This window comes from Caballeronia sp. NK8, from assembly GCF_018408855.1.
GTDB lineage: Bacteria > Pseudomonadota > Gammaproteobacteria > Burkholderiales > Burkholderiaceae > Caballeronia.
The window spans coordinates 144,799-168,652 of record NZ_AP024324.1 but is presented as its reverse complement, the minus strand read 5'-3'; the positions used below and the strand labels follow the sequence as shown (position 1 = coordinate 168,652).

Sequence of the window (23,854 nt, the reverse complement as noted above, 5' to 3'; positions counted from 1 at the left end):
GATCGTCAGAACATCTGACGAATGCCGAGTTCGAAGCCCATCTGATTCGAGCCGCCGAACGGAGCGGCGGGAACAGCGGTGCCCGCCGATACCGAGTAGATCGCGCCCTTGCCATGATTTTTCATATACCCCGCGACGCCGTACACCGACGTGCGCTTGCTCAGGAAGTAGTTCGCCCTGAGCATGCCGAGCGTGCCATCGGCGTCGGCGGCGGCATTGCCGATGTGCGAAAGCTGGGCGTCGAACTGCCACGCGCCATAGAGAACGGATGCGCCGAGGTATTCGACATCCGTCTTGACCGAGCGCACGTCGCCGTGAAGGAGACGATGTATCCAGCCCATGCCCAAGCGCACCGGTCCGACGGTGAGATGACCGTTCACCTGATAGCGGCGATCGGTATCGCCCGAGTTCGTGAACGCGACACCGGGCGCGCCCGGCACGACCGTATTCGGCGCGGAGCCCTGCCCGCCTCTCAGCTCTTCGAAGGAGGTCGCGACGCCCCAGTTGCTAGCGTCGTACTTGATCATGGCGGACAGGCCGCGGCAGGCCACGAAGTCGCCTGCAACCTGACCGCCGCAATTGCCGGCCGTCGATGCATCGCGGCCGAATGAATAGCTTGCGCCGAGGGTGAAGCCGTAGAACGTGCCCATATAGGCGACGGCGTTATCGAACCGGTCGGCCAGCAACGCGCTGTCGAGCGAACCCAGACTCCCGATGCCGGCGGGACCGACGATGTTCGCATCGGTCATCGCCCATGTCTGCATGCTGTACTGGCGCCCGAAGGTAAGCTGTCCCCAGCCGTTCTTCAGCCCGACATAGGCCTGACGCCCGAACAGACGACTGGCTTGCTGCAGCGCGCCGTTGGAGAGGGAGAAGCCATTTTCCAGCGTGAAGATCGCTTTCAGTCCTCCGCCCAGGTCTTCCGATCCCTTCAGGCCCCACCGCGAAGGCAGGTCGCCGCCGCCGATCACCGGCATGCGCGCAACCGATCCACCGGTCGGCGTCGCGTGCGTAAGATATTCGACGCCCGTATCGACGATTCCGTATAGCGTGACCGAACTTTGCGCGAATGCGGGCGCACATGCCAATGGTGCCATTACAGAAATCGCAAGTCGTGCTTTCCTCATTTCGTCTCCGTTCGCTATTTATTATGCATACCGAATCGTTATTGATGTGATCTGCTCGACTGTTCAAACACGATTCCCATTCGCGCCCCGGCGGCGTCGAGAATCGACGCGCGGGGACACGCAGCCTCACGCTTGGACTCAGTCTATCAGCCAATAATATTAAAGTCGACAACAATTATACGAGGTTCGCGATTTTACAGCCGCTCGAACACGGCGGCGATGCCCTGACCGCCGCCGACGCACATCGTCACGAGTGCGTATCGGCCCGCGATGCGCTGCAATTCGTAGATCGCCTTGGTGGCGAGAAAAGCGCCCGAACAGCCGATCGGATGCCCCAGCGCGATCGCGCCGCCGTTCGGATTGGTCTTCTGCCGGTCGAGTTCGAGGCCTCGCTCGACCGCGATCGCCTGCGCGGCGAACGCTTCGTTGCTTTCGATCACGTCCATCTGATCGAGGGTCAGGTCGCCTTTGCGGAGCGCCAGTTTCGTGGCGGGAATCGGGCCCTCGCCCATGATCTCGTTGGACACGCCCGCGACCGCGTACGACACGAGCCGCGCGATCGGCTTGTGTCCGGCAGCCATCGCGACCGCTGCATCGGCGAGCACGAAGAACGCAGCGCCGTCGTTGATGCCGGAGGCGTTCCCCGCGGTCACCGTGCCGTCCTTCCTGAAAGCAGGCGTGAGCCTGGCGAGCGACTCCATCGTCGTCGCGGGCTTGACGTGTTCGTCGGTGTCGAACACGACCGCGCCCTTGCGCGTCTCTTTCACGATCGGGACGATCTGCGATCTGAAGCGCCCCTCGGCAATCGCGTGCGCCGCTCTGCGATGCGATTCCACGGCGAGCGCATCCTGCTGTTCGCGCGTGATGTTCCACTTGCGCGCGAGGTTCTCCGCCGTCACGCCCATGTGCCCGACGCCGAACGGATCGGTCAGCGTCGCGACCATCATGTCGGTGAGCACGGCGTCGCCCATGCGCGTGCCGTTGCGCATCGAGGCGAGAAGATGTCCGCTGCGGCTCATCACCTCGACACCTCCGCCGACACCATAGTCGCAATCGCCGAGAAGGATGTTCTGCGCGGTCGTGACGATGCCTTGCAGCCCCGAGGAACACAGCCGGTTCACGGACATCGCCACCGATTGCATCGGCAGGCCGGCGCGCACTGCCGCCACGCGCGCCACGTAGGCGAAGCGGCCCTCGGTGGGAATCGTGTTGCCGACCGTCACGTAGTTGATCGCCTGCGGGTCGACGCCCGAGCGCGTCACCGCTTCTTTCATGACGATGCCCGCTAGCTCCGCCGGCTCGAGATGGGCGAGCGACCCGCCGAATGCTCCGATTGCAGAGCGTGCCGCACCCAGAACCACCACTTCGCGTGTACTCGTCATTGCTGTCCTCGCCAAACCATCCATTGCTTCCGAATGAAGCAATCCACCGAGCCAGTCTAGTTTTGTCGCGGACAGCGGACTTGACGAATCGAGCCACCTGCTTGGCATTTGCTGACACTGCGGGTATACGCGGAAACTCGTCGGGCCCGCATCCCGAATGCCAAACCGTGACGCGATCAGTCAAGCGCGCGCAGCGTGTCGTCAACAGAATCGAACCCGTAACGATTTCACCGACTTCATGATTTCAAGGAAAGCGCAACCATGCGAATCAAACCGCTTACATGCTCGATCGGTGCGGAACTCACGGATGTGAACGTCGCGGACATCGCCCGAAGCGAATCTTTGTTCGCCGAGATCAAGGCGCTGCTGCTGAAACATCGCGTGTTGTTTTTTCGCGATCAGGAGATTTCGCGCGCCGACCATGTCGCCTTCGCGCGCTGTTTCGGCGATCTCGAAGATCATCCCGTCGCCAATACGGTGCCCGGCTATCCCGGCCTGATCGAGATCTACAAGAGCGAGAAGCGCGATCACTTCGAGAACACGTATCACAGCGATGCATCATGGCGCGCCAATCCGCCCAGAGCCGCAGTATTGCGCTGCATCTCGTGTCCCAATGTCGGCGGCGACACCATCTGGGTGAACATGGTGGAGGCGTACAACAGCCTGCCGGAAGAGATCAAGACGAAGATCGCGGGCCTGCGCGCCAAGCACGGCATCGAGCATTCGTTCGGCGCGATCCTGACGACCGAGGAGCGCGAGGAACTGGTCAGGAAGAACCCGCTGGTGGATCATCCGGTGGTCCGCACGCACCCGGAGACAGGCGAAAAGGTCTTGTACGTGGGGCCGTTCTCGACTCACTTCATCAACTATCACACGCCCGGGAACGTGCGCTTCGGACAGGACAAGACGCCGGGCGCGAGCCTGCTGCTCAACTATCTGATCAGTCAGGCGGCCATTCCGGAGTATCAGGTGCGCTTTCGCTGGGAACCCAATAGCGTGGCGATCTGGGACAACATGGCGACCCAGCACTACGCGGTGAGCGATTACTGGCCGGCGCCGCGTCGCATGGAGCGCGCCACCGTTCGCGGAGACCGGCCGTTCTGAACGCCGTCCGAAAAAAATTCCAGGAGACAAGCAAGCATGAACGTGATTCCCGATGCGCCTTCGGCCAGCCAGCACGACGGCTACGTCACAGGCCGGCGGCAAGCGTGGTTTGCCTTCGCGATGACCTTCGCGCTCATGTTGTTCGACTTCATCGATCGACAGGTGATCGTTTCGCTCTTCCCGCACATCAAGAGCGAATGGGGTCTCAGCGACAAGCAACTCGGCTCGCTCGTGTCGATCGTCTCGATCGTGGTGGCGGCAGGCGGCATTCCTGTCGCGCTCGTCGCCGACCGGAAGGGACGCGTGAAAAGCATCATCGTGATGGCGATCGCCTGGAGCCTCGCGACGATATCGTGCATGTTCACTGGCAACTACGGCCAGTTGTTCGCCGCGCGCGCGGTCGTGGGCCTCGGCGAAACCGGCTACGGCTCGGTCGGCGCGGCGCTCATCTCGACGTTGTTTCCGCGGCGCTTGCGAAGCGCGGCGCTCGGCGCGTTCTTCGCGGCGCCGTCGCTGGGCTCGGTGCTGGGCGTGTTCCTTGGCGGCATCATCGCGGCGCACTGGGGCTGGAAGGCTGCGTTCGGCGTCGTGGGCGTGCCCGGGCTCGTGCTCGCGCTCATCTACCTGCGCGTGCGCGACTACGACTCCGTGCCGCTGACGTCGGGTACCAGCCGCGCCCCGCAGCGGCTGGGTGAAACGCTCAGCCATATCTTCGGCACGCTGGCGCGCACGCCGACCCTGCTGTTCGTCTGCGCGGGCGCGGCTGCGCAACTGATCACGGTGTCGGCCATCTGGTCGTGGCTGCCGAGCTATCTCAACCGTTATCACGCCATGACCGCGGAGACTGCGTCCGGAGCAGCGGCGGCGGTCGTGCTGATCGGCGCGCTGAGCTGCACGTTCTGGGGCATCGCGGTGGGACGCGTGGCGCAACGCAAGCCGCGCAACAAGCTGCCCGCGTTGTCGGTGCTTTGCGTGACGACGTCCGTGATCTTCATTACCGCATTCGGCGGACATTACACGGGCGATGTGCAGTTCAGATGGATCGTCGTGGGCGCGTTCTTCATGAACTGCACGGTGGGCGTGGTGGCCGGCGTTGCGATGGACGTCATTCATCCGGGCATGCGATCGACGGGTGCCGCCGTGCTGTCCCTCTTCCAGAACATGTTCGGGCTGGCGGTCGGTCCGTTTCTGGCCGGCATCCTGTCCGATCGCTGGGGTCTGCAGCACGCGCTCGCGCTCACGCCGCTGTTCAGTCTGGTGGCGGCGGTGTTCTTCGTCGTCGCCATGCGCAGCTATGACCGGGATGTCGAGCGCATCGCGGCAGCCGAGCGCGACGTGGCGCCCGCCGTCGCCGAAGACCGCGTGCCCGAACCGCAAACCGAATGACGATGCCCGATGAACCACGCAAGTCCCGCTTCATTCTCCACACCATCAGGAATCTCGATGTCGAATCATATTGCTGCGCTGCCGCTCGCCGGCGTGCGCGTTCTCGATCTTTCCCGCGTGCTTGCAGGCCCGTGGTGCGGCATGGTGCTCGGCGATCTCGGCGCGGAGGTGATCAAGGTGGAGCATCCGCAACGCGGCGACGACACGCGCGACTGGGGCTTGCGCGCCGGTTCGTCGGGGACGTCCTATTTCAACAGCGCGAACCGCAACAAGCGCTCGGTCACGATCGACCTGCAAACCAGCGAAGGACAGGACATCGCGCGAGCGCTCGCGCGACAGTGCGATGTCGTGGTGCAAAACTTCAAACAGGGCGGCGCCGACAAGTTCGGGCTCGGGTACGCGCAACTGAAGCAGGACAATGCGTCGCTCATCTACTGCTCGATCTCGGGCTACGATCCGACCGGTACGGAAGCCCAACGTCCTGGCTACGATCTGCTCGTGCAGGGCGAAGCCGGGCTGATGGCACTGAATGGCGAGGCCAGCCAGCCGCCGCTCAAATTCGGCGTCGCCGCCGTCGATCTGTTCACCGGCATGTATGCGGCACAGGCCGTGCTCGCGGCGCTGTTCGAACGACAGAAAACGGGACGCGGGCGGCACATCGAAATGGCGCTGTTCGATTGCGGGCTGATGATCACGTCGTATTACGGACTCGAAGCGCTGATGACGGGCGAAGACCCTTTGCGCTACGGCAATGCACATCCGTCGATCGTGCCGTATGGCGTCTTCGAGGCGGAGGACGGAGCGCTCGTCATTACTGTGGGCAACAACGCGCAGTTCGTCCGGTTCTGCCGCGACGTCATCGATCGACCCGACCTCGCCGAGGACGAGCGCTTTCGCACGAACATCGCCCGGGCCCAAAACCGGTCGACGCTATTGCCCGAGATCGATCGCGAACTCGCGCGGCGCACACGCGCCGTCTTGCTGGAGCGCCTGAAGAAGGCCAGCATTCCATGCGGAGAAGTGCTCGGCCTGCATGAAGCGTTGTCGTCCGAACGGGCCACGAGTTCCGGTCTCGTCACGAACGTGCCGCATCCGGAAACCGGCAGTATGCAGGTGCTTTCGCCGCCGTATCGCTTCGATGGTGCGCGTCCGCCGGTGCGGCGCGCGCCGCCGTCACTGGGCGAAGGCACGCGTGAAGTGCTTCAGTCGCTGCTCGAATTGAGCGACGAGCAGATCACGCAACTCGAAGCGGATGGAATCGTGTGACCTGCGCGTCAGTGCGTTTCCCGCACGTCGTCCGCAAAGTAGTCCGTTCTCCAGCGGGTCGGCGGTTTGCCGAACTCCGCGCTGAACCATCGCGAGAACGCGCTGACTTCGGAGAAGCCTACGAGAATCGCGATATCCGAAACCGTATGGCGGCGATTGCCGAGATATCGCATCGCCAGTTCGCCACGCACCTCGTTGACGAGTGCGGAGAAGCTCTGGCCCGCCTGCTCCAGTTGCCGCTGCAACGTGCGGGGCGCGAAGCCGAGGCGTTGTCCGACGCGTTCGATGGCGCCATGCCCTTGCGGCAGCAGGATATGGAGCGCGCGCCGCACCTCGTCCGTTATCGACGCAGGTCGCGCGGGTAACCGCAAATCGAGCAGCTCTTTGGCGTAGCGCGCGAGCGTGGCATCGCCGAGCGGATTGGGCCGATCCAGTTCCTCGCGCGTGAGCGCGATGGCGTCGAACTCCGAATCGAATTCGACATTCGGCCCCAGAAATGGCCGATGAAACCGCATGCTCTCAGGCGCGGCATGCGCGAAATACACGCCGCGCGCCTTCCACTGCGCGCCGAGAATGCCGCGGATGAGATTGAAAACCGCACCCACAGTCAGCTCGACGATGTCGCGCCCGGGATCGGGCCGACCGGTGACCAGCATCACATGCACGAGCGACATATCGCCGAAGTCCGCCACGCGAATCGAAACCGAATCGCTCAGCATGTGACGATACTGCTCGATCTGCTCGAGCACATGGCGCAGCGTCGGCTGATGCTGGAGATAGAGGCTCACCGCGCCGAAGTCCGACAGCCGCCACGCCTCCCCGATCCGCACGCCGAGCGATCGAAGCTCCGACGATCTCGCCGATTCCGCGAACACGCTCGCGAGCCCGGACTCCGGAATGCGCAAATCAGGCGCGCTCAGACACACAGGGTCCAGCCCGGCTTCACGCACCTTGCAGACCGGATCGATGCCGACCGCACGGGCGATGGTGGAATACTTGATCAGCGATGCGCTGCGAACGAAGATAGCCATGTCGAGATCGTCAAATTCAACCGGCAAAGCTATCGGAAAGTCGCTGCGGCGTCTGCACGGAATAACCACTATGGTCTTCGTCAAATTTTTGTCGACATTACACACGGTGCGTCCTAGAATCAGCCTGTTAAAAATCGACGCGGATCGCTCCGACTCGTCATGGCCCGACTCAAAACGCAGAATCTTCCCGACCTCTCCGCGCTTCTGACGCCCAAAAATCCATTGATGCTGGCTGTCGAGCGCGCCGTGCTCCGCGGGCAGGATTCGGGGTATGCGTCCGCACCTATAGCAGAGCAGATCGCGGCCCGCCTGGCCGGTGTCATCACGCTCGATCTGCTCAAGTCGGGACAGCGCCTGCTCGAAAAGGACATCAGCGAGGTGCTTCATGTGAGCCGCGCCCCGGTTCGCGAAGCGCTGCGCATCCTGGAGCGGGACCGGCTGGTCGAATTCCAGGTGAGACGAGGCGCGATCGTCACCGCGCCTGACGAAAACGAGCTTCGGGACATTTTCCGCGTACGCAGCGTGCTCTATCTGACGATGCTGGAACAGGTCGCCAACGAAAGCCCGTCCGAACTGGAAGCGCTCATGTCCGAGCGCTTGCCGAGGCTCGTCAAGGCGGCCGATGAATCTCCGGACGCTTATGCGGTGGAAAGCTTCCTGCTGAACTTCGCGACGGTGGATCTCTGCCGCAACCGGCTGCTGGTGGATATTCTGCAATCCATTTCGCTTCGCACGCTGCGCTATCTGAGGCTGAGCATGGTGGCGGATCCGCAGTCCATTCGCGTTTCGCTCAAACGCTGGCGCGCGTTACACAAGGCCGTCGTCGGCCGCGACGGCGAAACGCTGCTTTCGTTGGCTGCACAGCGCCTCGACGAGGCACGCGATGCCGCGGTTCAGGCGATTGCACCCGTATCAGCGCGCCGCGCCGGGAAGTCACAGAAGAAGGCGCCGGTAGCCTCGCTGGACTGAACTACTAAAAGCATTTCAAGTTCCGCATGCGGCATCCTCGCCGCATCTGCATGCCCGCTGCCTGGCGGGCGTAGATTCCCTCCCTCCTCACTGCTCCCGACAGTTCCGGCTCCGCCAGCTGTCGGATCGCCTATGCTTCCTCCATGCCCGACACGCATGAGGTATAACCCCAACTCGTTTAATGTCGACATAAATTAAATGCGGTGATAGTCTTCGATCGTGGTGAAGCAGTTCGTCAATCACGAGAGGAGACACCAGTGAGTCTATCGACCACAAATGAAATGCCAGCCTTGAACGTCGCGACCCGCGCTTCCTCCCGCCCCTACGCCTGGGTGGTTTTCGCGCTGATGTTCTGCCTTTTGCTTTCCGACTACATGTCGAGACAGGCGCTGAATGCCCTCTTTCCGATTCTGAAAGTCCAGTGGCACATGTCCGACACGCACCTCGGTTCAATCAGCAGTGTCGTGCCGCTCACGGTCGGTGTCCTGACGCTGCCGTTCTCAATCTTCGCCGACCGCTGGGGGCGGGTGAAAAGCATCGCAGTGATGGTCGCGCTGTGGAGCGTCGCCACCCTGGGATGCGCGATTGCGAGCAATTACGAGGAGATGCTCATCGCGCGCTTCTTCGTGGGCGTTGGCGAGGCGGCTTATGGCAGCGTCGGAATCGCGATACTCGTGAACATTTTCCCGAAACACATGCGCTCCGGCATTACCGGCGGTTTCACGTCGGCAGCCGCATTCGGCTCGGTGCTGGGCGTCTCCCTTTCCGGTATCGTCGCGACACACTTCGGCTGGCGCTGGTCCATGGGTGTGATGGCGATCTTCGGGTTCGTGCTGCTCATCGTCTACTGTTGCGTCGTGACGGAAAAAAGGCTCGCACGCGCGCATCCGGAAGATGCCGCGCCGGTCGCACATGGGTCCGCCAGACTGACATTCCGCGCGCTCATCGCCGGCATCTTCCCGAGCCGATCGGTGTTCTGCGCGTATCTCGGATGTGCGCTGCAGGTATTCATCCAGGGAACGCTCTTCGTGTGGCTGCCGAGCTATCTGAATCGATACTGGGGCATGTCGGTCAGTCAGGCGGCGTTGACGGCGGCAGGCCTCGTGCTGGTCAGCGGTGTGGGCCAACTCATGTGCGGCGTGATCACGGACCGGATCAGCGGAGGGTCGTCCCTCAAGCGATGGAACATGGCGATTGCCTACTGCCTCGCGCTCGGCACGCTGCTGACGATTGCGTTCCTCGTGCCACAGGGCATCCTGCAACTGGTGCTACTCGCCTTTGCCGTGTTCTTTCTCGCAAGTTCGTTTGGCACATGCAGCCCGATCATTGCCAACGCAACGTCATCCGCCATTCATGGCTCGGTGTTTGCAACGCTTACGCTCTTCAACAACATCCTGGGTCTCGCGGCCGGCCCATTCCTCACCGGCGCGGCTGCCGACGCGGTCGGCCTCAAGGTTGCCCTGCATTGCCTTCCGCTTCTGGCTGTTCTTCCGTTCATCGTGTTTATCGTCGGCAGGCGGTGCAGCGTGGCGGAAATGTCGCGTGACAGCAAATAGTGGACATGAATTAGTTATCCGTATTCGAGTTACGACACGCTTCGAATCAGCATTCCGGGGCTTCTCCTTGAACGCTCTCCACTTCAAACTTTCGATTCATACATCCACCACCATGAATTTCCTTGACGGTCACCTTTACCCCGAGAATCAACAACCCCTGATCATTACCGCCGCTCCCTACGCGCCAGGCTGGATTCCTTCCGATTTCCCGGAAGACATCCCGGTCACGATGGAAGACCAGATTCAGAAGGCCGTCGATTGCTATGAAGCAGGCGCCACCGTGCTGCATCTGCATGTGCGCGAACCCGATGGCCGCGGCAGCAAGCGGCTCTCCATGTTCAACGAACTGATTGCCGGAGTGCGGGCCCGCGTGCCCGAAATGATCATTCAGGTCGGCGGCTCGATCAGCTTCGCTCCCGAATCCGAGGGTGAGGAAGCCAAATGGCTGAGCGACGACACACGACACATGCTGGCCGAGCTCGATCCGAAGCCCGACCAGGTGACCGTGACCGTCAACACCACGCAAATGAATGTGACGGAGCACGCTGGCCTGGATGACTTCAAGGGCGTGTCGCGCGGATTTCCGCATCTGTACGCGACGTACAAGGACATGATCGTGCCATCGAATCCGAGCTGGGTCGAAGAGCACATCCGGCGTCTGACGGCAGCCGGAATCCAGAGCGAGTTTCAGTGCTACAACATCAATAGCTTCGAAACCATCGAGCGGATGATTCGGCGGGGCGTCTACAAAGGTCCGCTGGTGATGAACTGGGTCGCCATCAGCGGCGGGATGGATCAGGCGAATATCTACAACCTGGCAAACTTCCTGCGGGCCGCACCCGACGGCGCCGTGATAACGGTGGAAAGTTCGGTGCTGAACGTATTGCCGGTGAATATGATCGGAATCGCTTTGGGCCTGCATGTGCGATGCGGCATCGAGGACGTGCTATGGAATCAGACCCGCACGGGCAAGATGAGCTCTGTCGAACAGATCAGGCAACTCGTGCGGATCGCCGGCGAGTTCGGCCGTCCCATCGCAACGGCGCAGCAGGCAAGAGAGATCATGCAGATCGGCGTCTTTTACGAAACCGCGGACGAGACGCTTCAGGCCAACGGCTTCGCGCCCAACCGCAATGGCGCCAACCAGGGCTTTCTGAGGAAGCCGGTCTGAAGTCTCTCGAATCGCAGGTCCGGCGCCCCAGGGAGAACCGGACCCGCGCGATCATTCCGGCACGGCAATGCCGGACGATGCAACGTACCGTGACCTGCGCCGCTGCAAGCCGAGCAGGCATGCGAGCGATACGGCCGCAAGCGAGCTGTAGAAGAGCGCAAGCGGCCACCACTGCCCCGGCCACGCATGCGCGAGCACGGTGCCGATGAGCGGCGTGAGGCCGCCCGCGAGCGCCGCGCAGGTCTGATACGACAGCGAGATCGCGGAGTAGCGATAGCGCACGTCGAACGCATCGGTCATCAGTCCGGCCATCACCGCATACGAACCGGACATGCACATCACCGCAATCGCAATGCCGATGACGATGGCAACGGGACGTCCGGTCGATACCAGCATGAACATCGGATACGGAGAGAGCATGGCGAGACCGGCCGCCCAGGCCAGGAACCGCACTTGCCCGATGCGTTGCGCAAGCCATCCGGAGATGAGCTGGTTGAAGAAGTGCACGAACGCGACCACGAAAAGACAATCGAGAATGAGCGCGCGGTCGAGCCCGAGCGTCTCGGTCGTGAAGCTGAGCATGAAGGTATTGACGAACCACGCGCCGGCCACGCCGATCACGTTCGCGCCGAGGCACAGCAGCACCGTGCCCCACGCGTTGCGCACTACGTCGAGTATGGGCAGACGCGCGGGCTGCGTGCGCTTTGCGGCCGCCGCGAATTCGGGCGATTCGGACACGCCCGAGCGAATGAAGATGCCGACGAAAAGCAGCACCGCGCTGGCGAGGAACGGCACGCGCCAGCCCCAGTCCATCATCTGCTCGCGCGGCAGATGCCCGATCGTCCGGAACGCGAGCAAGGCGAGAATCAGTCCTGCCGGGCTGCCGAGTTGCGCGAACGACGCGAGAAACGTCCGCCTGTTCTTCGGCGCATGCTCGCCCGCCATCAGCACGGCGCCGCCCCATTCACCGCCGATCGCCACGCCCTGCGCCACCCGCAGCGCGACCAGCAGCACCGGCGCGAGCGCGCCGGCGCTGGCGTAAGTCGGCAGAAAACCGATGCCGACCGTGCCGAGCCCCATGATCGCGAGCGTCGCGACGAGCGCCTTCTTTCTGCCGATGCGATCGCCAAGATGGCCGAACACGAGCCCACCGAACGGACGCGCGAAGAAGCCGACCGCGAACGTGCCGAACGATGCGAGCGTCGCGTAGAACGGATCGCCTTGCGGAAAGAACAGCTTGCTGAACACGAGCGCCGACGCCGTCGCGTAGATATAGAAGTCGTACCATTCGATGGTCGTGCCGACGAACGCGGCGAACGCGGCGCGCCCCGGCTGACGCGCCGGACTGCCCTGAACATGGCTCTGCATGAACGTCTCCTGATGGTATGGGCCGGTCTGGGTCGCCGGCTTCTCTTGAGGTTGAGTGAAGCGAGATCAGCCTGTCAGCACGCCCGCATCGAACAGCCGCTCCTGGGTCGCCGCATCGATGCCGAGTTCGTCGAGGACGGCGCGGGTATCGCCGCCGAGCGCGGGCGGCGGCGTTCGATACGTCGCTGGCGTGCGCGAAAGCTTGATCGGTGTGCCGGTGCCGCGATACGCGCCCATTTCGACGATCAGCTCGCGATGCAGCGTGTGCGGATGCCTCGCGACGGCGTCGACGGTCTGCACGGGGCCGCACGGCACGCCCGCACGAATCAGCTCGGCCGCAAGCGGCTCGCAGTCGTGCTGCTTCAAAAGATCTTCGAGCACCTCCTTGAGCGCCTCACGATGCGCGCAACGGCTCTTGTTATCGATGAAGCGCGCGTCGTGCGCGAGCGCCGCCGCATTCAGATGCGCGACCAGCTTCGCAAACTGCCGGTCGTTGCCGACAGCGAGAAAGATGGGCGCCGTCGCGGTCCGATAGCTGTCGTACGGCGTGATGTTCGGATGCGCGTTGCCGCTGCGCTGCGGCGTGCGCCCGTTGCCGAAATGATTCGGCAGATGCGGATGCAGCAGCGCGACGCCGCAGTCGTACAGCGCGATGTCGAGCGACTGCCCGCGGCCGCTCTTCTCACGCTCCGCGAGCGCCAGCAGAATGCCCGCGAGCGCATTGAGACCCGTCACCATGTCGACCACGGGAAGCCCGACGCGCAGCGCCGGTCCGTCGCGTTCGCCGTTGACGCTCATCAGCCCTGTGATCGCCTGAATGGCTGCGTCATAGCCGGGCAGTCCGCCGAGCGGGCCGTCCGGGCCGAAGCCGGAAATCGCGCAATGGATCAGACGCGGAAAGCGTCCGGCGAGCGTGTCGTAGCCCATGCCCCAACGCTCCAACGTCCCCGGCTTGAAGTTTTCGACGAGCACGTCCGCGCCTTCGAGCAACTGCCACAGCACGGCGCGCCCTTCCTCGCGGGACAGGTCGACGCAGATCCCCTTCTTGTTACGATTGACGCCAACGAAATACGATGCGGTTTCGCCGACGAACGGCGGCCCCCATCCGCGCGTTTCGTCGCCGCCCGGCGGTTCGAGTTTGATGACCTGCGCGCCGTGATCGGCGAGCGATTGCGTGCAATACGGACCGCCGAGCACGCGGCTCAGGTCGATGACACGAAGCCCCTGCAGAGCGCCTGCCACGCGCGCCGGGCTCATCGTGCGCCTCCATCGTGTGCGGGCACGATCGACATCGCTTCGGCGAGGCTGACCGGCGTTTCATCGACGAGCTTGCGAACGAGCGCCGCATGTAGCCGCACATCTCCGGGGGCGAGCGGATCGCGCGGCATGAGCTTGTGCTCGATCACGAGATGCGCAAGCGCCAGCCTGCGATGATCCGGCGCGACGCGGGCCGCTTCCGTCGCCATGAACACGGCCGTGGTCGCGTGGTAGACGGCGCTCGCGGCTTCCCGTACGTTTTCGTCGCGGCCGCATTCGGCCACGCCGTCGAGCGCGGCGCTCGCCCGCCTGAACACGTCACGCAGCAAGGCGACGGTCTGCGGCGGCAAGGCGGCATCGTCGAGTTGCGCATTCAGATATTGACCGAGCGATGCGAGCGCGCCTTCGCGCCGCGTCGCGCGCGCGACGTCCAGCGCAACGATATTGCTCGTGCCTTCCCAGATCGACCCGAGATGCGAATCACGCACGAGTCGCGGGTCCGCCCATTCTTCGATGTAACCCACTCCGCCGCGCACTTCCATCGCATCGCCGGTGACCTTGCGGGCATCGCGGCAGGCGCGGAACTTCACCAGCGGCGTGAGGATGCGTACGCACTTCGCCGCGAGCGCATCGCCGCGATCGGCGCGGGGCAATAGCGCTGCGATCTGCATGAACATGGAGCGCGCCTGCTCGGCCGGCAGCATCATCTTCAGCAACTGGCGCTGCATCAGCGGCATCTCGATGAGCTTGCGACCGAATGCCGAGCGGTTTCGCGCAACGTGCAGCGCTTCGGTAAGCGCGCGGCGCATCAGCCCCGCCGCGCGCACGCCGTTCGACAGACGCGACATGTTGATCATGTCCGCCATCTGATGAAAGCCGCGGCCCACTTCGCCGATCAGATACGCCTCGGCGCCCTCCAGCACGATCTCCCCGCTCGCCATGGAACGGCTGCCGAGCTTGTCCTTCAGCCGCACGATGCGATACGCGTTGCGCGTGCCGTCGTCTCGCACCTTCGGCAGCAGAAAGAGGGCGAGCCCCTTGATGCCGTCGGGCGCATCGTCGGGACGAGCGAGGACCATCGCGAGGTCGGCATCGGCATTCGAGCAGAACCATTTGTCGCCGTACAGCTTCCATGCTTCCCTGCCGCTCGCGTCGACGCTGCGGCTCGCACGCGTCACCGTGCGTCCGGTATCGGAGCCGGCCGCCTGCTCGGTCATGAACATCGCGCCCTGGAAGAGCGTGTCGAAGTCCTGCGATGCAAGCATCGGCAAATATCGATCGACGAGTTCGCGCGAACCGAACTTGCGCAGCGTGCGGGTGAGCGAATCGGTCATGCTCACCGGGCAGCAGAGGCCGAACTCGGCCTGCACGAAGAGGAAGGTGAGCGCGTACTTGACGAGCGGCGGCGGCGCGTCGCTGCGATGACTCATCGATGCGAGGCCGAGTTCGCTGTACGCAACCCGTTCGAGTTCGACGTAGTCCGGATGCTTCTCGATACGCTGAATCGCAACGCCTGCGCGCGTGCGCTGCAGCAGCACCGGCGGATGATGATCGGCGCTGGTGGCCCACACATCGAGTTGGTCGGAGGCGCGCTGTCCGAGATCGGCGAGACGGCCCTTCACGCTTTCATACGTGGTTTCGCCGAGGAAGCTCCTGAGCAGCGGTCCGAACGACGGATCGCTCGTGAAGAAATTGATGCCGCGGCTGTCGGGAATATTCGACGTCGCGGGCTCGTTCATGCGCTCCGGCATGGGCTGTCTCCTGGTTTATCGTGCGGCGCGCCGGCACCGCATCGTCCTGGGAGTCAGACTACGTTTCGCTTCGATAACGGTCCAATACAATCGATGGCACGTGCGATAACATGAATTTATCGTAAGCGGGAGACATCGCATGGAACTGAGGCAATTGAGGTACTTCGTGGCGGTCGCGGAGGAGCTGCATTTCGGGCGCGCGGCGCGGCGGCTCTTCATCTCGCAGCCGGCGTTGAGCTTCGATATACGCCGCTTCGAGGAACAGCTCGGCGTGAAGCTGCTGGAGCGCTCCAACAAGGCCGTGGCCCTGACCAACGCCGGGCAGGTGCTGCTCGGGGAAGCGCGTCAGCTATTGCAGCAGGCGGAGGACGTCGCCACGCTCACGATGCAATCCGCGCACGGGCTCGTCGGGCGGCTTCGCATCGGCTTCGTGAATTCCATGCTGTATCGCGGCCTGCCCGAGGCGGTGCAGCAGTTCGAGGCGGAGCACGCGGCGGTCGAAATCGTGCTCAAGGAGATGAACACGGCGGAACAGGTGCGCGCCTTGCAGCAATTGCAGATCGACATGGGCTTTGCCCACTGGGGGCATTTTCCCGCCGAGATCGAAGCGCAAACGTGGATGTCGGAGGCGTTCCTGTGTTGTCTGCCCGCGAACCACAAGCTGGCGAAGAAGCGGCGCATCGACCTGCGTCAGCTCGCGCACGAACCGTTCATCCTGTTTCCGCGCGGCGTGTCGCCGCATTATCACGATCAGATCATCGCGACCTGCGTGGAAGCGGGATTCAGCCCGCGAATCAGGCACGAAGCGCGCTTGTGGCAAACCGTCGTGACGATGGTCGAATTTCAGATGGGCGTGGCGCTGGTTCCGCAAGCGCTCGCGCGTACCGAGTCGCAGCGGGCGGTCTTCGTTCCGCTCGCGCACAACCCGTTTTCATCGCAGATCTTGCGGCTCACGCGCGCGGGGAGTCAGCTCGATCTGGCGCAAAGCTTTCTCGCCGCGCTGCAACCGAAATGACGGGTGCGTCCAGTCAAAACTCTCGCAGCGTCAGCTCTACATGCTTCAGCCTGCGCACCATGCGCTCGATGAACTCGTCCGTCACATGCGGCAACGCGCGCTGACTCGGGACGATGATGCCCACCGTCAGCGCGTTGATGTTCTCGTCGTCGATCGGCCGCCACACCACGTCGCCGCGCGTCAGTTCATCGAGAAACGCGAGCTTCGAGAAGAACGAGATGCCGCGTCCCGACGCGATGAGCCGTTTGAGCAAGGTCGTCGAATTGCATGTCACGCTCGGCTGCAGCGATTCCCAGAACGGCGGGAAGTCGTTGGACATCACGCCCTGAATCGGCGAACGCCCTTCGAGACGCAGAAACGCATGATGCCGGCACTCGTCGAAGGTGACGCGCTCGCGCTTCGCGAGCGGATGCGATGACGCCATCACCACGCCCGGCGGCAAAGGCACTTCAGTCACGACATCGAGTCCGGCGGGCAGCTTCGTGATGTACGTGATGCCGACGTCGTACTCGCCGCTCAGCACGCGCGGCGGGACATCGTGCGGCGGCACGGCGGCGATCGAGTACGTGACGGCCGGATACGCGTCCGAGAAATCCTCGACCGTCGCCGGCAAAAAGTCGACGAACAGCGAATCCATCGCCACCACCGACACGTGGCCCTTGCGCTCGCCCTTCAGTTCGTCCAGCTCGCTGCGCATCAGGTGGAAATCGTTCAGCGTCCCGCGGATGTGCTGCAACACGCGCTCGCCGGCGGCGTTCAGGCGAATGCCGTTGGGCAGCCGGTCGAAAAGCTCCGTGCCCATCTCCGATTCGAGCTTGAGTATCTGCCGGTTCACCGCGCTCGATGCGACATAGAGGTTCTGCGCGGCCTTGCGGATCGATCCGCACCGCGCGACCTCGACGAAATACTTCAAAACGTTCGCATGCATCGCCAGTCCCTGATCCTCACTCCATGACCCGCACCGGCCACGACGCGACCACGGGATGATCGAAGGCTACCTTGCCGACGTCCGAAGCGCCACCCGGTGAACCGAGCGCGCTCACGCCCGCATCGAAGAACGCGCGGTTCACCGCGGCGAACGCCGCTTCCGCTGGAGGCAACTCATCCTCGTGATAGATCGCCTCGGTCGGGCACACCGAGACGCATACGCCGCAGTTGATGCATTCCTCCGGATGGATATACAGCGTGCGCCCGCCTTCGTAGATGCAATCGACCGGACAGCACTGCACGCACGCGCCGTCCTTCACGTCGATGCACGGCGACCCGATCACATAGGCCATCAGCGTCCCCTCCATTGCGGCTTGCGCTTTTCCTGGAACGCGCGCACGCCTTCGTGCGCGTCCTCGGACTGCAGCGCGCTGACGAGCGCGGGGAGCCTGAGCGCCTGTGCCTCGCTGGCGGACAGCGTCGACGTGCGGCGCACGACCTGCTTGATCGCCTGCACCGACAGCGGCGCGCAGGCGAGCACGGCATCGACCCATCGATCGACGGCAGCGTCCAGATCGGCGCGCGGCACGACCTCGTTGACGAGCCCCATTTCCAGCGCATCGCGCGCGGAGATGCGGCGTCCCGTCATGAGCATCGCCATCGCCTGCCGATAGGGAATCTGGCGTTGCAGCAAGGTCATGCCGCCGTCGAGCGGCATGCGGCCGACGAGCGCCTCGGGCAAGCCGAAGCTCGCTTCCTCGCACGCAATCACGAGATCGCAGCCGAGCACCATCTCGAACCCGCCGCCGAGCGCGTAGCCGTTCACGCGCGCGATCACCGGCACGTTCAGCGTCTCGCGCAGCGCGATGCCGCCGAAGCCGCCCGGACGCGGCGCGGCCCAGTATTCGAGGCCGCTCATCGCGGGATTCTTGAGATCCGCGCCGACGCAGAACGCGCGCTCGCCCTCACCCGTCAGCACGACGACGCGTACGTCACGGTTATGTTCGAGCTCGCTCCAGATGCGTTGCAGCTCGGCTTCGGTTTCGAGATCGACGGCGTTGAGCGCCTCGGGACGCGCGAGCGTCACGGTGGCGACGTGTCGATCGATGACGAGGCGCACGCTCATACGGCCTCCGTCGTCGTGAGGCCGAGCACCTCGGCCGTGTGTTGCCCCAGTCGCGGCGGTGCGCGACGCAACACGACGGGGGCGTTCGACAACTCGATCGGGCTGCCGATCAGACGCACCGGCTGCCCCTCTCCCTCGCCTTCGAGGACGAGCCGGTTGTGCAGCGTCTGCGGATCGACGAGCGCCTCGCGCAGATCGCGCACCGGCGCGCACAGCAGATCCTGTTCTTCGAGCCGCGCGAGCCAGTGCTCGCGGCTGTTGCTCGCGAAGCGCTCGCGGAAGGTGCGCTGCAATTCGGCCTTGTGGGCGAACTGCTGGTTCAGGTTGCAGAAGCGCGCATCGGCGGACATATCGTCGATTTCCAGCGCGGCGCAGATATCGCGCAACGGATTCGCCTTGAACGCGCCGACCAGCACGAGCGGGCCCGTCGTCGTGTCGAACACGCCGGACAGCGGCATCGCGGCCCAGTTCACTTCGGAGTCGGCCATCATGATCATCGCGGCTTCCTGCATCTGCATCGCGAGCATGGAGTTGTAGAGCGACACGTTGACCTTCTGCCCCTCGCCCGTGCGTTCGCGATGCAGGAGCGCGAGCAGAATGCCCTGCACCATGTGCATGCCCGCCGAGTAATCCGCAAGCGCGGTCGGATAGACGGAGACGGGCAGCGAGTCATCGGCGCGACGCGCCATCACGCCGCTCATCGCCTGCGCGAGCACGTCCTGGCCGCCCTTGTGCGCGTAGGGTCCCGTCTCGCCGAAGCCCGTGCCGACCGCGTAGATGATGCGCGGATTCAGCGCGCGGCAGTCCTCGAAGCCCAGGCCCAGCCGATCCATCACGCCCGCGCGGAAGTTGTTCACGACCACGTCCGCGTCCGCGATCAGCGCCTTCAACGCTTCCATCTGCGATGCATCGCGCAGATCGAGCGCGACGCTGCGCTTGTTGCGATTCAGGCTGCAGAAGATCGGGTTGTCCGCGCCCGCGACCGGCTCGAACGTCGAGCGGCTCAGATCGCCCGCGCCATGCCGCTCGATCTTGACGACATCGGCGCCGTAGTCGGCGAGCATCTGCGTGCAGACGGGGCCCATCATCACCTGCGTGAGGTCGATCACGCGCACGCCGGTCAAAGGAAGTTCATGCTTTTTCATTTTGTTCTCCGTATTGCTGGTCTTGCTCACGCTGCTTCCCTCGCATCGATATGCCGTGCGAGCGCCGGGACGTCCGCGTTGCGCCCGCTCTGGTCGCCCGGGTCCGCGCCCTGCGAGCGCAACGTCTTTTGCAGCGCGGGCACGTCGACATCGCGCACCGTGACGCCCGCGTTCAGCGCGAGCGCCGCCGCGACGCCCGCGGCTTCGCCCATCGCCATGCAGGGCGGAATCTCGCGCGACATCTTTTGCGCCTGCGAGGTCGCCGAGTAATGACGGCCCGCGACGAGCAGGTTGTCGATCTCCTTCGGCAGCAGCACGCGATACGGCATGTAGTAATCGCGTCCGCGTGCGATGCTGTCGGTGAAGCGCGTGCGCTGCGCGAGATCTTCCTTCGTCATCACGTATTCGCCTTGCAGCAGGCGCGTCTGACGCACGCCGGTCTGCGGCGCGACATCGATCACATAGCATTGCTCGAAGCCCGGCAGCTTCTCGCGCGCGAATTCGACGACCGCATGAATGTGGCCGCGGCCCTGCATTTCGGCGCGCGTCAGGTCTTCGGGCTTGAGGCCATCGAGACCGGCCATGTGCGGGCAATTGCACCACACGACGCCCGGCAGCGGCGTCTTGAGCCACCAGTAACCCCAGGAACCGCCGAGAATGCGTTTGATCTGACGATCGATCGCGGCGAATGCTTCGGGTTCCTCTGCTTCGAAACGTTCGGCTGCCTCGGTGTCGACGCCGCCCAGACGAAACACCGTCGTCGTGATGTAAGTGCCGCCGACATGCGGCACGCCAGCCGATGCCGCGACATCGAGATCGCCGGTCGCGTCGATGACGACATCGGCGAGAATCGCTTCGCGCCCGCTCTTGGTCTCGCAGATCACGCCCTTGACTCGGCCGTCTTCCACGAGCGTGCGCGAGAACCACGAATGCAGCCGCAGTTTGATGCCGAGCGACTCGACCATTTCGAGCGCGACGCGCTTCATCGCGTCGGGATCGAAGGCCGCCGCGAAGCACACCGGATGCGGGTTCTTCTGGCTATGAAAATCGAACGTGCCCCAGCGGCCCCATTTGCGATACGCCGCCGGGTCCTCGCCCCATTCGTCCGCGCGCGGGAAATACGCGAGCTTGCGCGCGGCCATGCGCTCGATGAAGGTCATGCAGGTGCCGCGCACCGAGATTTCCTGCAAGTGGTTGTCCCACATGTCGTCGAGCACGAGCACCATGCCGCCCGAGGCGAGACCGCCCAGATGGTTGTAGCGTTCGAGCAGAATCACTTGCGCGCCGTTGCGCGCCGCCGCGATCGCCGCCGACAATCCCGCCGGGCCGCCGCCGACCACGACGACGTTCGCCTGTGCCGCCACGCGCACGTCGCGTGCGGGTTCCTGAATCCAGTCGCTGATCATGTTCATTTCGTCTCCTGTGTTGATGGTTCGTGTCGCGTCGGATTCAGCGGACGCCTTCCGGCTGCCACTTGACGAGCCAGCGCTCGAGCGCCGCGATCACGAGGAAAAAGAAGCCCGAGAGAACGGCGCTCATGATGATCGCCGTGTAGAGCAGCGCCGAGTCGAAGGCATAGGTCGCCTGGATGATCATTGCGCCGATGCCTTCGGTCGCGCCGATCCACTCGCCCACCACCGCGCCGATCACCGCCATCGACGCCGCGATGCGCAGCGCGGAGAACAGATACGGCAGCGACGCGTAGAGCCTCAGCTTGAAGAAGATTTCGCGTTTGCTCGCGGAGAGCACGTGCATCAGTTCCATCGCCTGCGGGTTGACGGCTTCGAGACCGCGCACCATGTTGACGAGCGTCGGGAAGAAGCAGACGATCGCCGCGATGGTGATCTTCGGCTCCAGCCCGTTGCCCATGATGAGCACGAGAATCGGCGCCTTGGCGACCACCGGAATCGAATTGATCATCACCGCGACCGGATAGAAGATGTCCTGCAGCGTCTTGTTGTGCACGAAGATCGTCGCGAGCACGATGGCCGCGAGATTGCCGAGCAGAAAGCCGAGCGAGGCTTCGATGGCGGTCGGCACGAGGTTCTGCAGCAGCACGTCGCTCTTGGCGAAGAGCGTCTCGAACACGAGCGCCGGCGACGGCGCGATGAACGGCTTCACATGAAAGCCCGCCACCACCGCCCACCACGCGAAGATCAGACTCGCCACGCCGAGCGCGGGCAGCATCCGCGCGCGCCACATCTGCTGGCGACGGCGCGCGCGCCACGCCTGCGATTCCTCGTCCGGCAGGTTGGCCGGGACGTTCAGATTCATTTCGGACGTAGCCATCAGCAAGTCTCCAGTACGCGCCGCAGGTGCGCGGTGAGTTCGACGAATTCGCGCGTCTCGCGGATATCGAGCGTGCGATCCTCGGGCAGGTCCACCGGCACGATTTCCTTCACGCGTCCGGGGTTCGCCGCGAGCATGAGCACGCGCTGACCGAGGAACGCAGCTTCGTAGATGCTGTGCGTGACGAACAGCGTCGTGAGGCCGAGCTCTTTCCAGACGCGGCGCAGTTCTTCGTTGAGACGGTCGCGCGTGATCTCGTCGAGCGCGCCGAAGGGTTCGTCCATCAGCAGCACCTTCGGGTCGCAGACGAGCGCGCGGGCGATTGCCACGCGCTGGCGCATGCCGCCCGACATCTCGTGCGGAAAGGCGTCCTCGCGTCCCTTCAGGCCGACCAGTTCCAGCAGTTCGCGCGGCGTCGCGCGGCCGGCGCGCGAGCGGCCGTTCGCCACCTGAAGCGGCAATTCGACGTTCTGAAGCGCGGTGCGCCACGGCAGCAGCGCCGCGTCCTGAAACACGAAGCCGATGTCGCGCCGTTCACGCGCGGCCTGCGGCGCCGCGCCAAGCACGCTGATGCTGCCGCGGCTCGGCTTCACGAGATCGGCGACCACGCGCAGAAACGTCGACTTGCCGCAACCCGAAGGACCGAGCAGCGTGAGGAACTCGCCCGTCGCGATATCGAGGCTCAGGCCTTCGATCGCGGTGACGCTGCGGCGGTCGGTGAAAAAGCGCACGTTGATGTCGCGGCAACTGACCGCGCAATCGATGTCCTGCGGCAGCGCGAAGTGCGAGTTCGCCCGCCCCGCGCGCGGCGGATTCAAAGTGGCAGCATGCATGGGTTACACCTTCAGGCGAGAGGAGTGAGTGGCCTTGAGCACGTCCATCGTCATGACGTCGTCGACCTTGGGTGGTCCCGCGCGGAACTGGCCGAGCTGGCCGTACATCGCGATCTGCTCTTCCCAGACGCCCGCGTCCATCGCGCCCCAGCCCTGCGTCTGCGTGGTCTGGTCGAATGCGTAGCGCATCAGCGAATCGATCGCGACGCGCTCGTCCGCGCGATTCAGGTTCGGATAGTCCTTCACCAGCATGTCGACGGCCTGATCGCGGTTCTGGTTGGCGTACATCCAGCCGCGCGCGGTGGCCCGCAGAAAGCCCGCGACCGTCTCCGGATGTTCCTTCAGGCTCGACGTGGTCGCGTAATACGGCAGCGCGTAGAGGCGCACGCCGGTGTCCCACAGGCGCAAGTCCACGCGGTCCGCGCCGAGCGGCTTGAGCGCCGTGGTGTTCGTCTGCCAGCCGGTGACGGCATCGACCTGACCGGCGACGAGCGGCATCATATCCGCGCCGACCGGCACGATCTTCACCTGGCTCTCGGGAATCTTGTGCTTGGCGAGTAGCGCGCGCAGCAGGACCATGCCCGTCGACTGAATGCCGATGCGCTTGCCGATCATGTCCTGCGGCGAGCGGATCGGCGCCTTCTTCAGCGAGAAGAAGGTGTACGGATGCTGCTGGAGCCCGACCGCGATGCACTTGATGGGCAGCCCTTCCGACACGGCCAGCATGATGGACGGGCTCGACGAAATCTCGCCCGCCTGATAGCGCCCCGATGCGACGATCGCGACGCCGTCGATATTCGGTCCGCCCGGCTGGATATGAAAGTCGATGCCTTCCTTTTCGTAATAGCCGAGGCGTTTTGCCACCACCTCGCCGACCTGATTGCCGCCCAGCCGAGCTGCATGTTGACGGTAGCGAGTCCGCCCGCGAACGCGCGCACCGACAGCAGGCCGCCGCTTGCCGCCAGCGCGCCCGCGGTGAGCGTGCGCAGCATGCGCCGCCTTCCCGCGTTTTCGATCATTGCCATTTTCGTCTCCGGTGTGTCCAGCATGGGCTCCCCTTTTCAACGGTCATTCATCTGACGGGTGATGCCGAGTGACCCCATTGTCAGCAGCCAAAAGTGTCCCCGCATAGCATCATTTTTTGCGATGAG

General features: G+C 64.0%; 21 protein-coding genes. 7 read left to right on the top strand and 14 right to left on the bottom strand.

Features of this window, described 5'->3' with window-relative positions; all coding sequences use genetic code 11:
* Nucleotides 1-5: 5 nt before the first annotated feature.
* Nucleotides 6-1,097, bottom strand: a complete 1,092-nt coding sequence (locus NK8_RS22365; protein WP_225936383.1) for a porin — start codon at nucleotides 1,095-1,097, stop codon at nucleotides 6-8.
* Between the two features lie 224 nt (nucleotides 1,098-1,321).
* Nucleotides 1,322-2,509 carry an acetyl-CoA C-acyltransferase family protein gene (locus NK8_RS22360; protein ID WP_162068928.1) on the bottom strand — a complete coding sequence of 396 codons (1,188 nt, stop codon included), beginning with the start codon at nucleotides 2,507-2,509 and terminating at the stop codon, nucleotides 1,322-1,324.
* Nucleotides 2,510-2,770: 261 nt separating this feature from the next.
* Between NK8_RS22360 and NK8_RS22355 the strand changes: the two genes are divergently transcribed.
* The 3 genes from NK8_RS22355 to NK8_RS22345 are packed head-to-tail and all read left to right on the top strand — an operon-like array spanning nucleotide 2,771 to nucleotide 6,265.
* Nucleotides 2,771-3,613, top strand: coding sequence for a TauD/TfdA family dioxygenase (locus tag NK8_RS22355; protein WP_213231178.1), 843 nt, complete (start codon nucleotides 2,771-2,773; stop codon nucleotides 3,611-3,613).
* A gap of 36 nt (nucleotides 3,614-3,649) precedes the next feature.
* Nucleotides 3,650-4,999, top strand: coding sequence for an MFS transporter (locus tag NK8_RS22350; protein ID WP_213231176.1), 1,350 nt, complete (start codon nucleotides 3,650-3,652; stop codon nucleotides 4,997-4,999).
* A gap of 57 nt (nucleotides 5,000-5,056) precedes the next feature.
* Nucleotides 5,057-6,265 (top strand): CaiB/BaiF CoA-transferase family protein, encoded by a 1,209-nt coding sequence (locus NK8_RS22345; RefSeq protein WP_213231174.1) that lies wholly within the window; start codon nucleotides 5,057-5,059, stop codon nucleotides 6,263-6,265.
* Nucleotides 6,266-6,273: 8 nt separating this feature from the next.
* On the opposite strand, the gene NK8_RS22340 is transcribed toward NK8_RS22345, so the two are convergent.
* Nucleotides 6,274-7,296 (bottom strand): AraC family transcriptional regulator, encoded by a 1,023-nt coding sequence (locus tag NK8_RS22340; protein WP_213231172.1) that lies wholly within the window; start codon nucleotides 7,294-7,296, stop codon nucleotides 6,274-6,276.
* Between the two features lie 159 nt (nucleotides 7,297-7,455).
* On the opposite strand from NK8_RS22340, the gene NK8_RS22335 reads away from it, so the two are divergent.
* From NK8_RS22335 to NK8_RS22325, 3 genes are all read left to right on the top strand, one after another.
* Nucleotides 7,456-8,265 carry a GntR family transcriptional regulator gene (locus tag NK8_RS22335; RefSeq protein ID WP_162068923.1) on the top strand — a complete coding sequence of 270 codons (810 nt, stop codon included), beginning with the start codon at nucleotides 7,456-7,458 and terminating at the stop codon, nucleotides 8,263-8,265.
* 203 nt (nucleotides 8,266-8,468) lie between these two features.
* Nucleotides 8,469-9,821: an MFS transporter gene (locus NK8_RS22330; protein WP_225936382.1), complete on the top strand. Its 1,353-nt coding sequence runs from the start codon at nucleotides 8,469-8,471 to the stop codon at nucleotides 9,819-9,821.
* Nucleotides 9,822-9,933: 112 nt separating this feature from the next.
* Nucleotides 9,934-10,992, top strand: a complete 1,059-nt coding sequence (locus NK8_RS22325) for a 3-keto-5-aminohexanoate cleavage protein (protein ID WP_213231494.1) — start codon at nucleotides 9,934-9,936, stop codon at nucleotides 10,990-10,992.
* Nucleotides 10,993-11,043: 51 nt separating this feature from the next.
* On the opposite strand, the gene NK8_RS22320 is transcribed toward NK8_RS22325, so the two are convergent.
* The 3 genes from NK8_RS22320 to NK8_RS22310 form a co-directional block, all read right to left on the bottom strand.
* Nucleotides 11,044-12,360 carry an MFS transporter gene (locus NK8_RS22320; RefSeq protein WP_213231170.1) on the bottom strand — a complete coding sequence of 439 codons (1,317 nt, stop codon included), beginning with the start codon at nucleotides 12,358-12,360 and terminating at the stop codon, nucleotides 11,044-11,046.
* Nucleotides 12,361-12,426: 66 nt separating this feature from the next.
* The gene (locus tag NK8_RS22315; RefSeq protein WP_213231168.1) at nucleotides 12,427-13,617 is read right to left on the bottom strand and encodes a CaiB/BaiF CoA-transferase family protein; all 1,191 of its coding nucleotides are present in this window, start codon (nucleotides 13,615-13,617) and stop codon (nucleotides 12,427-12,429) included.
* A complete protein-coding gene (locus tag NK8_RS22310; protein ID WP_213231166.1) occupies nucleotides 13,614-15,368 on the bottom strand; it encodes an acyl-CoA dehydrogenase family protein in 1,755 nt (584 codons plus the stop codon). The genes NK8_RS22315 and NK8_RS22310 overlap by 4 nt, the downstream gene beginning before the upstream one ends.
* 139 nt (nucleotides 15,369-15,507) lie before the next feature.
* On the opposite strand from NK8_RS22310, the gene NK8_RS22305 reads away from it, so the two are divergent.
* Nucleotides 15,508-16,383 carry a LysR family transcriptional regulator gene (locus NK8_RS22305; RefSeq protein ID WP_213231164.1) on the top strand — a complete coding sequence of 292 codons (876 nt, stop codon included), beginning with the start codon at nucleotides 15,508-15,510 and terminating at the stop codon, nucleotides 16,381-16,383.
* 13 nt (nucleotides 16,384-16,396) lie between these two features.
* Here the strand turns inward: NK8_RS22305 and NK8_RS22300 are convergent, their stop codons facing one another.
* Genes NK8_RS22300 through NK8_RS22265 form a run of 8 tightly spaced genes read right to left on the bottom strand, consistent with a single transcriptional unit; the run spans nucleotide 16,397 to nucleotide 23,567 of the window.
* The gene (locus NK8_RS22300; protein WP_213231162.1) at nucleotides 16,397-17,311 is read right to left on the bottom strand and encodes a LysR family transcriptional regulator; all 915 of its coding nucleotides are present in this window, start codon (nucleotides 17,309-17,311) and stop codon (nucleotides 16,397-16,399) included.
* A gap of 16 nt (nucleotides 17,312-17,327) precedes the next feature.
* On the bottom strand, nucleotides 17,328-17,663 hold the full coding sequence (fdxA, locus tag NK8_RS22295) for a ferredoxin (protein WP_162068917.1): 336 nt from the start codon (nucleotides 17,661-17,663) through the stop codon (nucleotides 17,328-17,330).
* Nucleotides 17,663-18,436, bottom strand: coding sequence for an enoyl-CoA hydratase-related protein (locus NK8_RS22290; RefSeq protein WP_213231161.1), 774 nt, complete (start codon nucleotides 18,434-18,436; stop codon nucleotides 17,663-17,665). The genes fdxA and NK8_RS22290 overlap by 1 nt, the downstream gene beginning before the upstream one ends.
* Complete coding sequence (locus tag NK8_RS22285) at nucleotides 18,433-19,581, bottom strand: CaiB/BaiF CoA-transferase family protein (RefSeq protein ID WP_213231159.1); 1,149 nt, start codon at nucleotides 19,579-19,581, stop codon at nucleotides 18,433-18,435. The genes NK8_RS22290 and NK8_RS22285 overlap by 4 nt, the downstream gene beginning before the upstream one ends.
* Before the next feature lie 26 nt (nucleotides 19,582-19,607).
* A complete protein-coding gene (locus NK8_RS22280; protein ID WP_213231157.1) occupies nucleotides 19,608-20,993 on the bottom strand; it encodes an FAD-dependent oxidoreductase in 1,386 nt (461 codons plus the stop codon).
* Between the two features lie 37 nt (nucleotides 20,994-21,030).
* On the bottom strand, nucleotides 21,031-21,870 hold the full coding sequence (locus NK8_RS22275; protein WP_213231156.1) for an ABC transporter permease: 840 nt from the start codon (nucleotides 21,868-21,870) through the stop codon (nucleotides 21,031-21,033).
* On the bottom strand, nucleotides 21,870-22,703 hold the full coding sequence (locus NK8_RS22270) for an ABC transporter ATP-binding protein (RefSeq protein ID WP_162068912.1): 834 nt from the start codon (nucleotides 22,701-22,703) through the stop codon (nucleotides 21,870-21,872). The genes NK8_RS22275 and NK8_RS22270 overlap by 1 nt, the downstream gene beginning before the upstream one ends.
* A 3-nt stretch (nucleotides 22,704-22,706) precedes the next feature.
* Nucleotides 22,707-23,567, bottom strand: coding sequence for an ABC transporter substrate-binding protein (locus tag NK8_RS22265; protein ID WP_225936381.1), 861 nt, complete (start codon nucleotides 23,565-23,567; stop codon nucleotides 22,707-22,709).
* Nucleotides 23,568-23,854 lie beyond the last annotated feature (287 nt).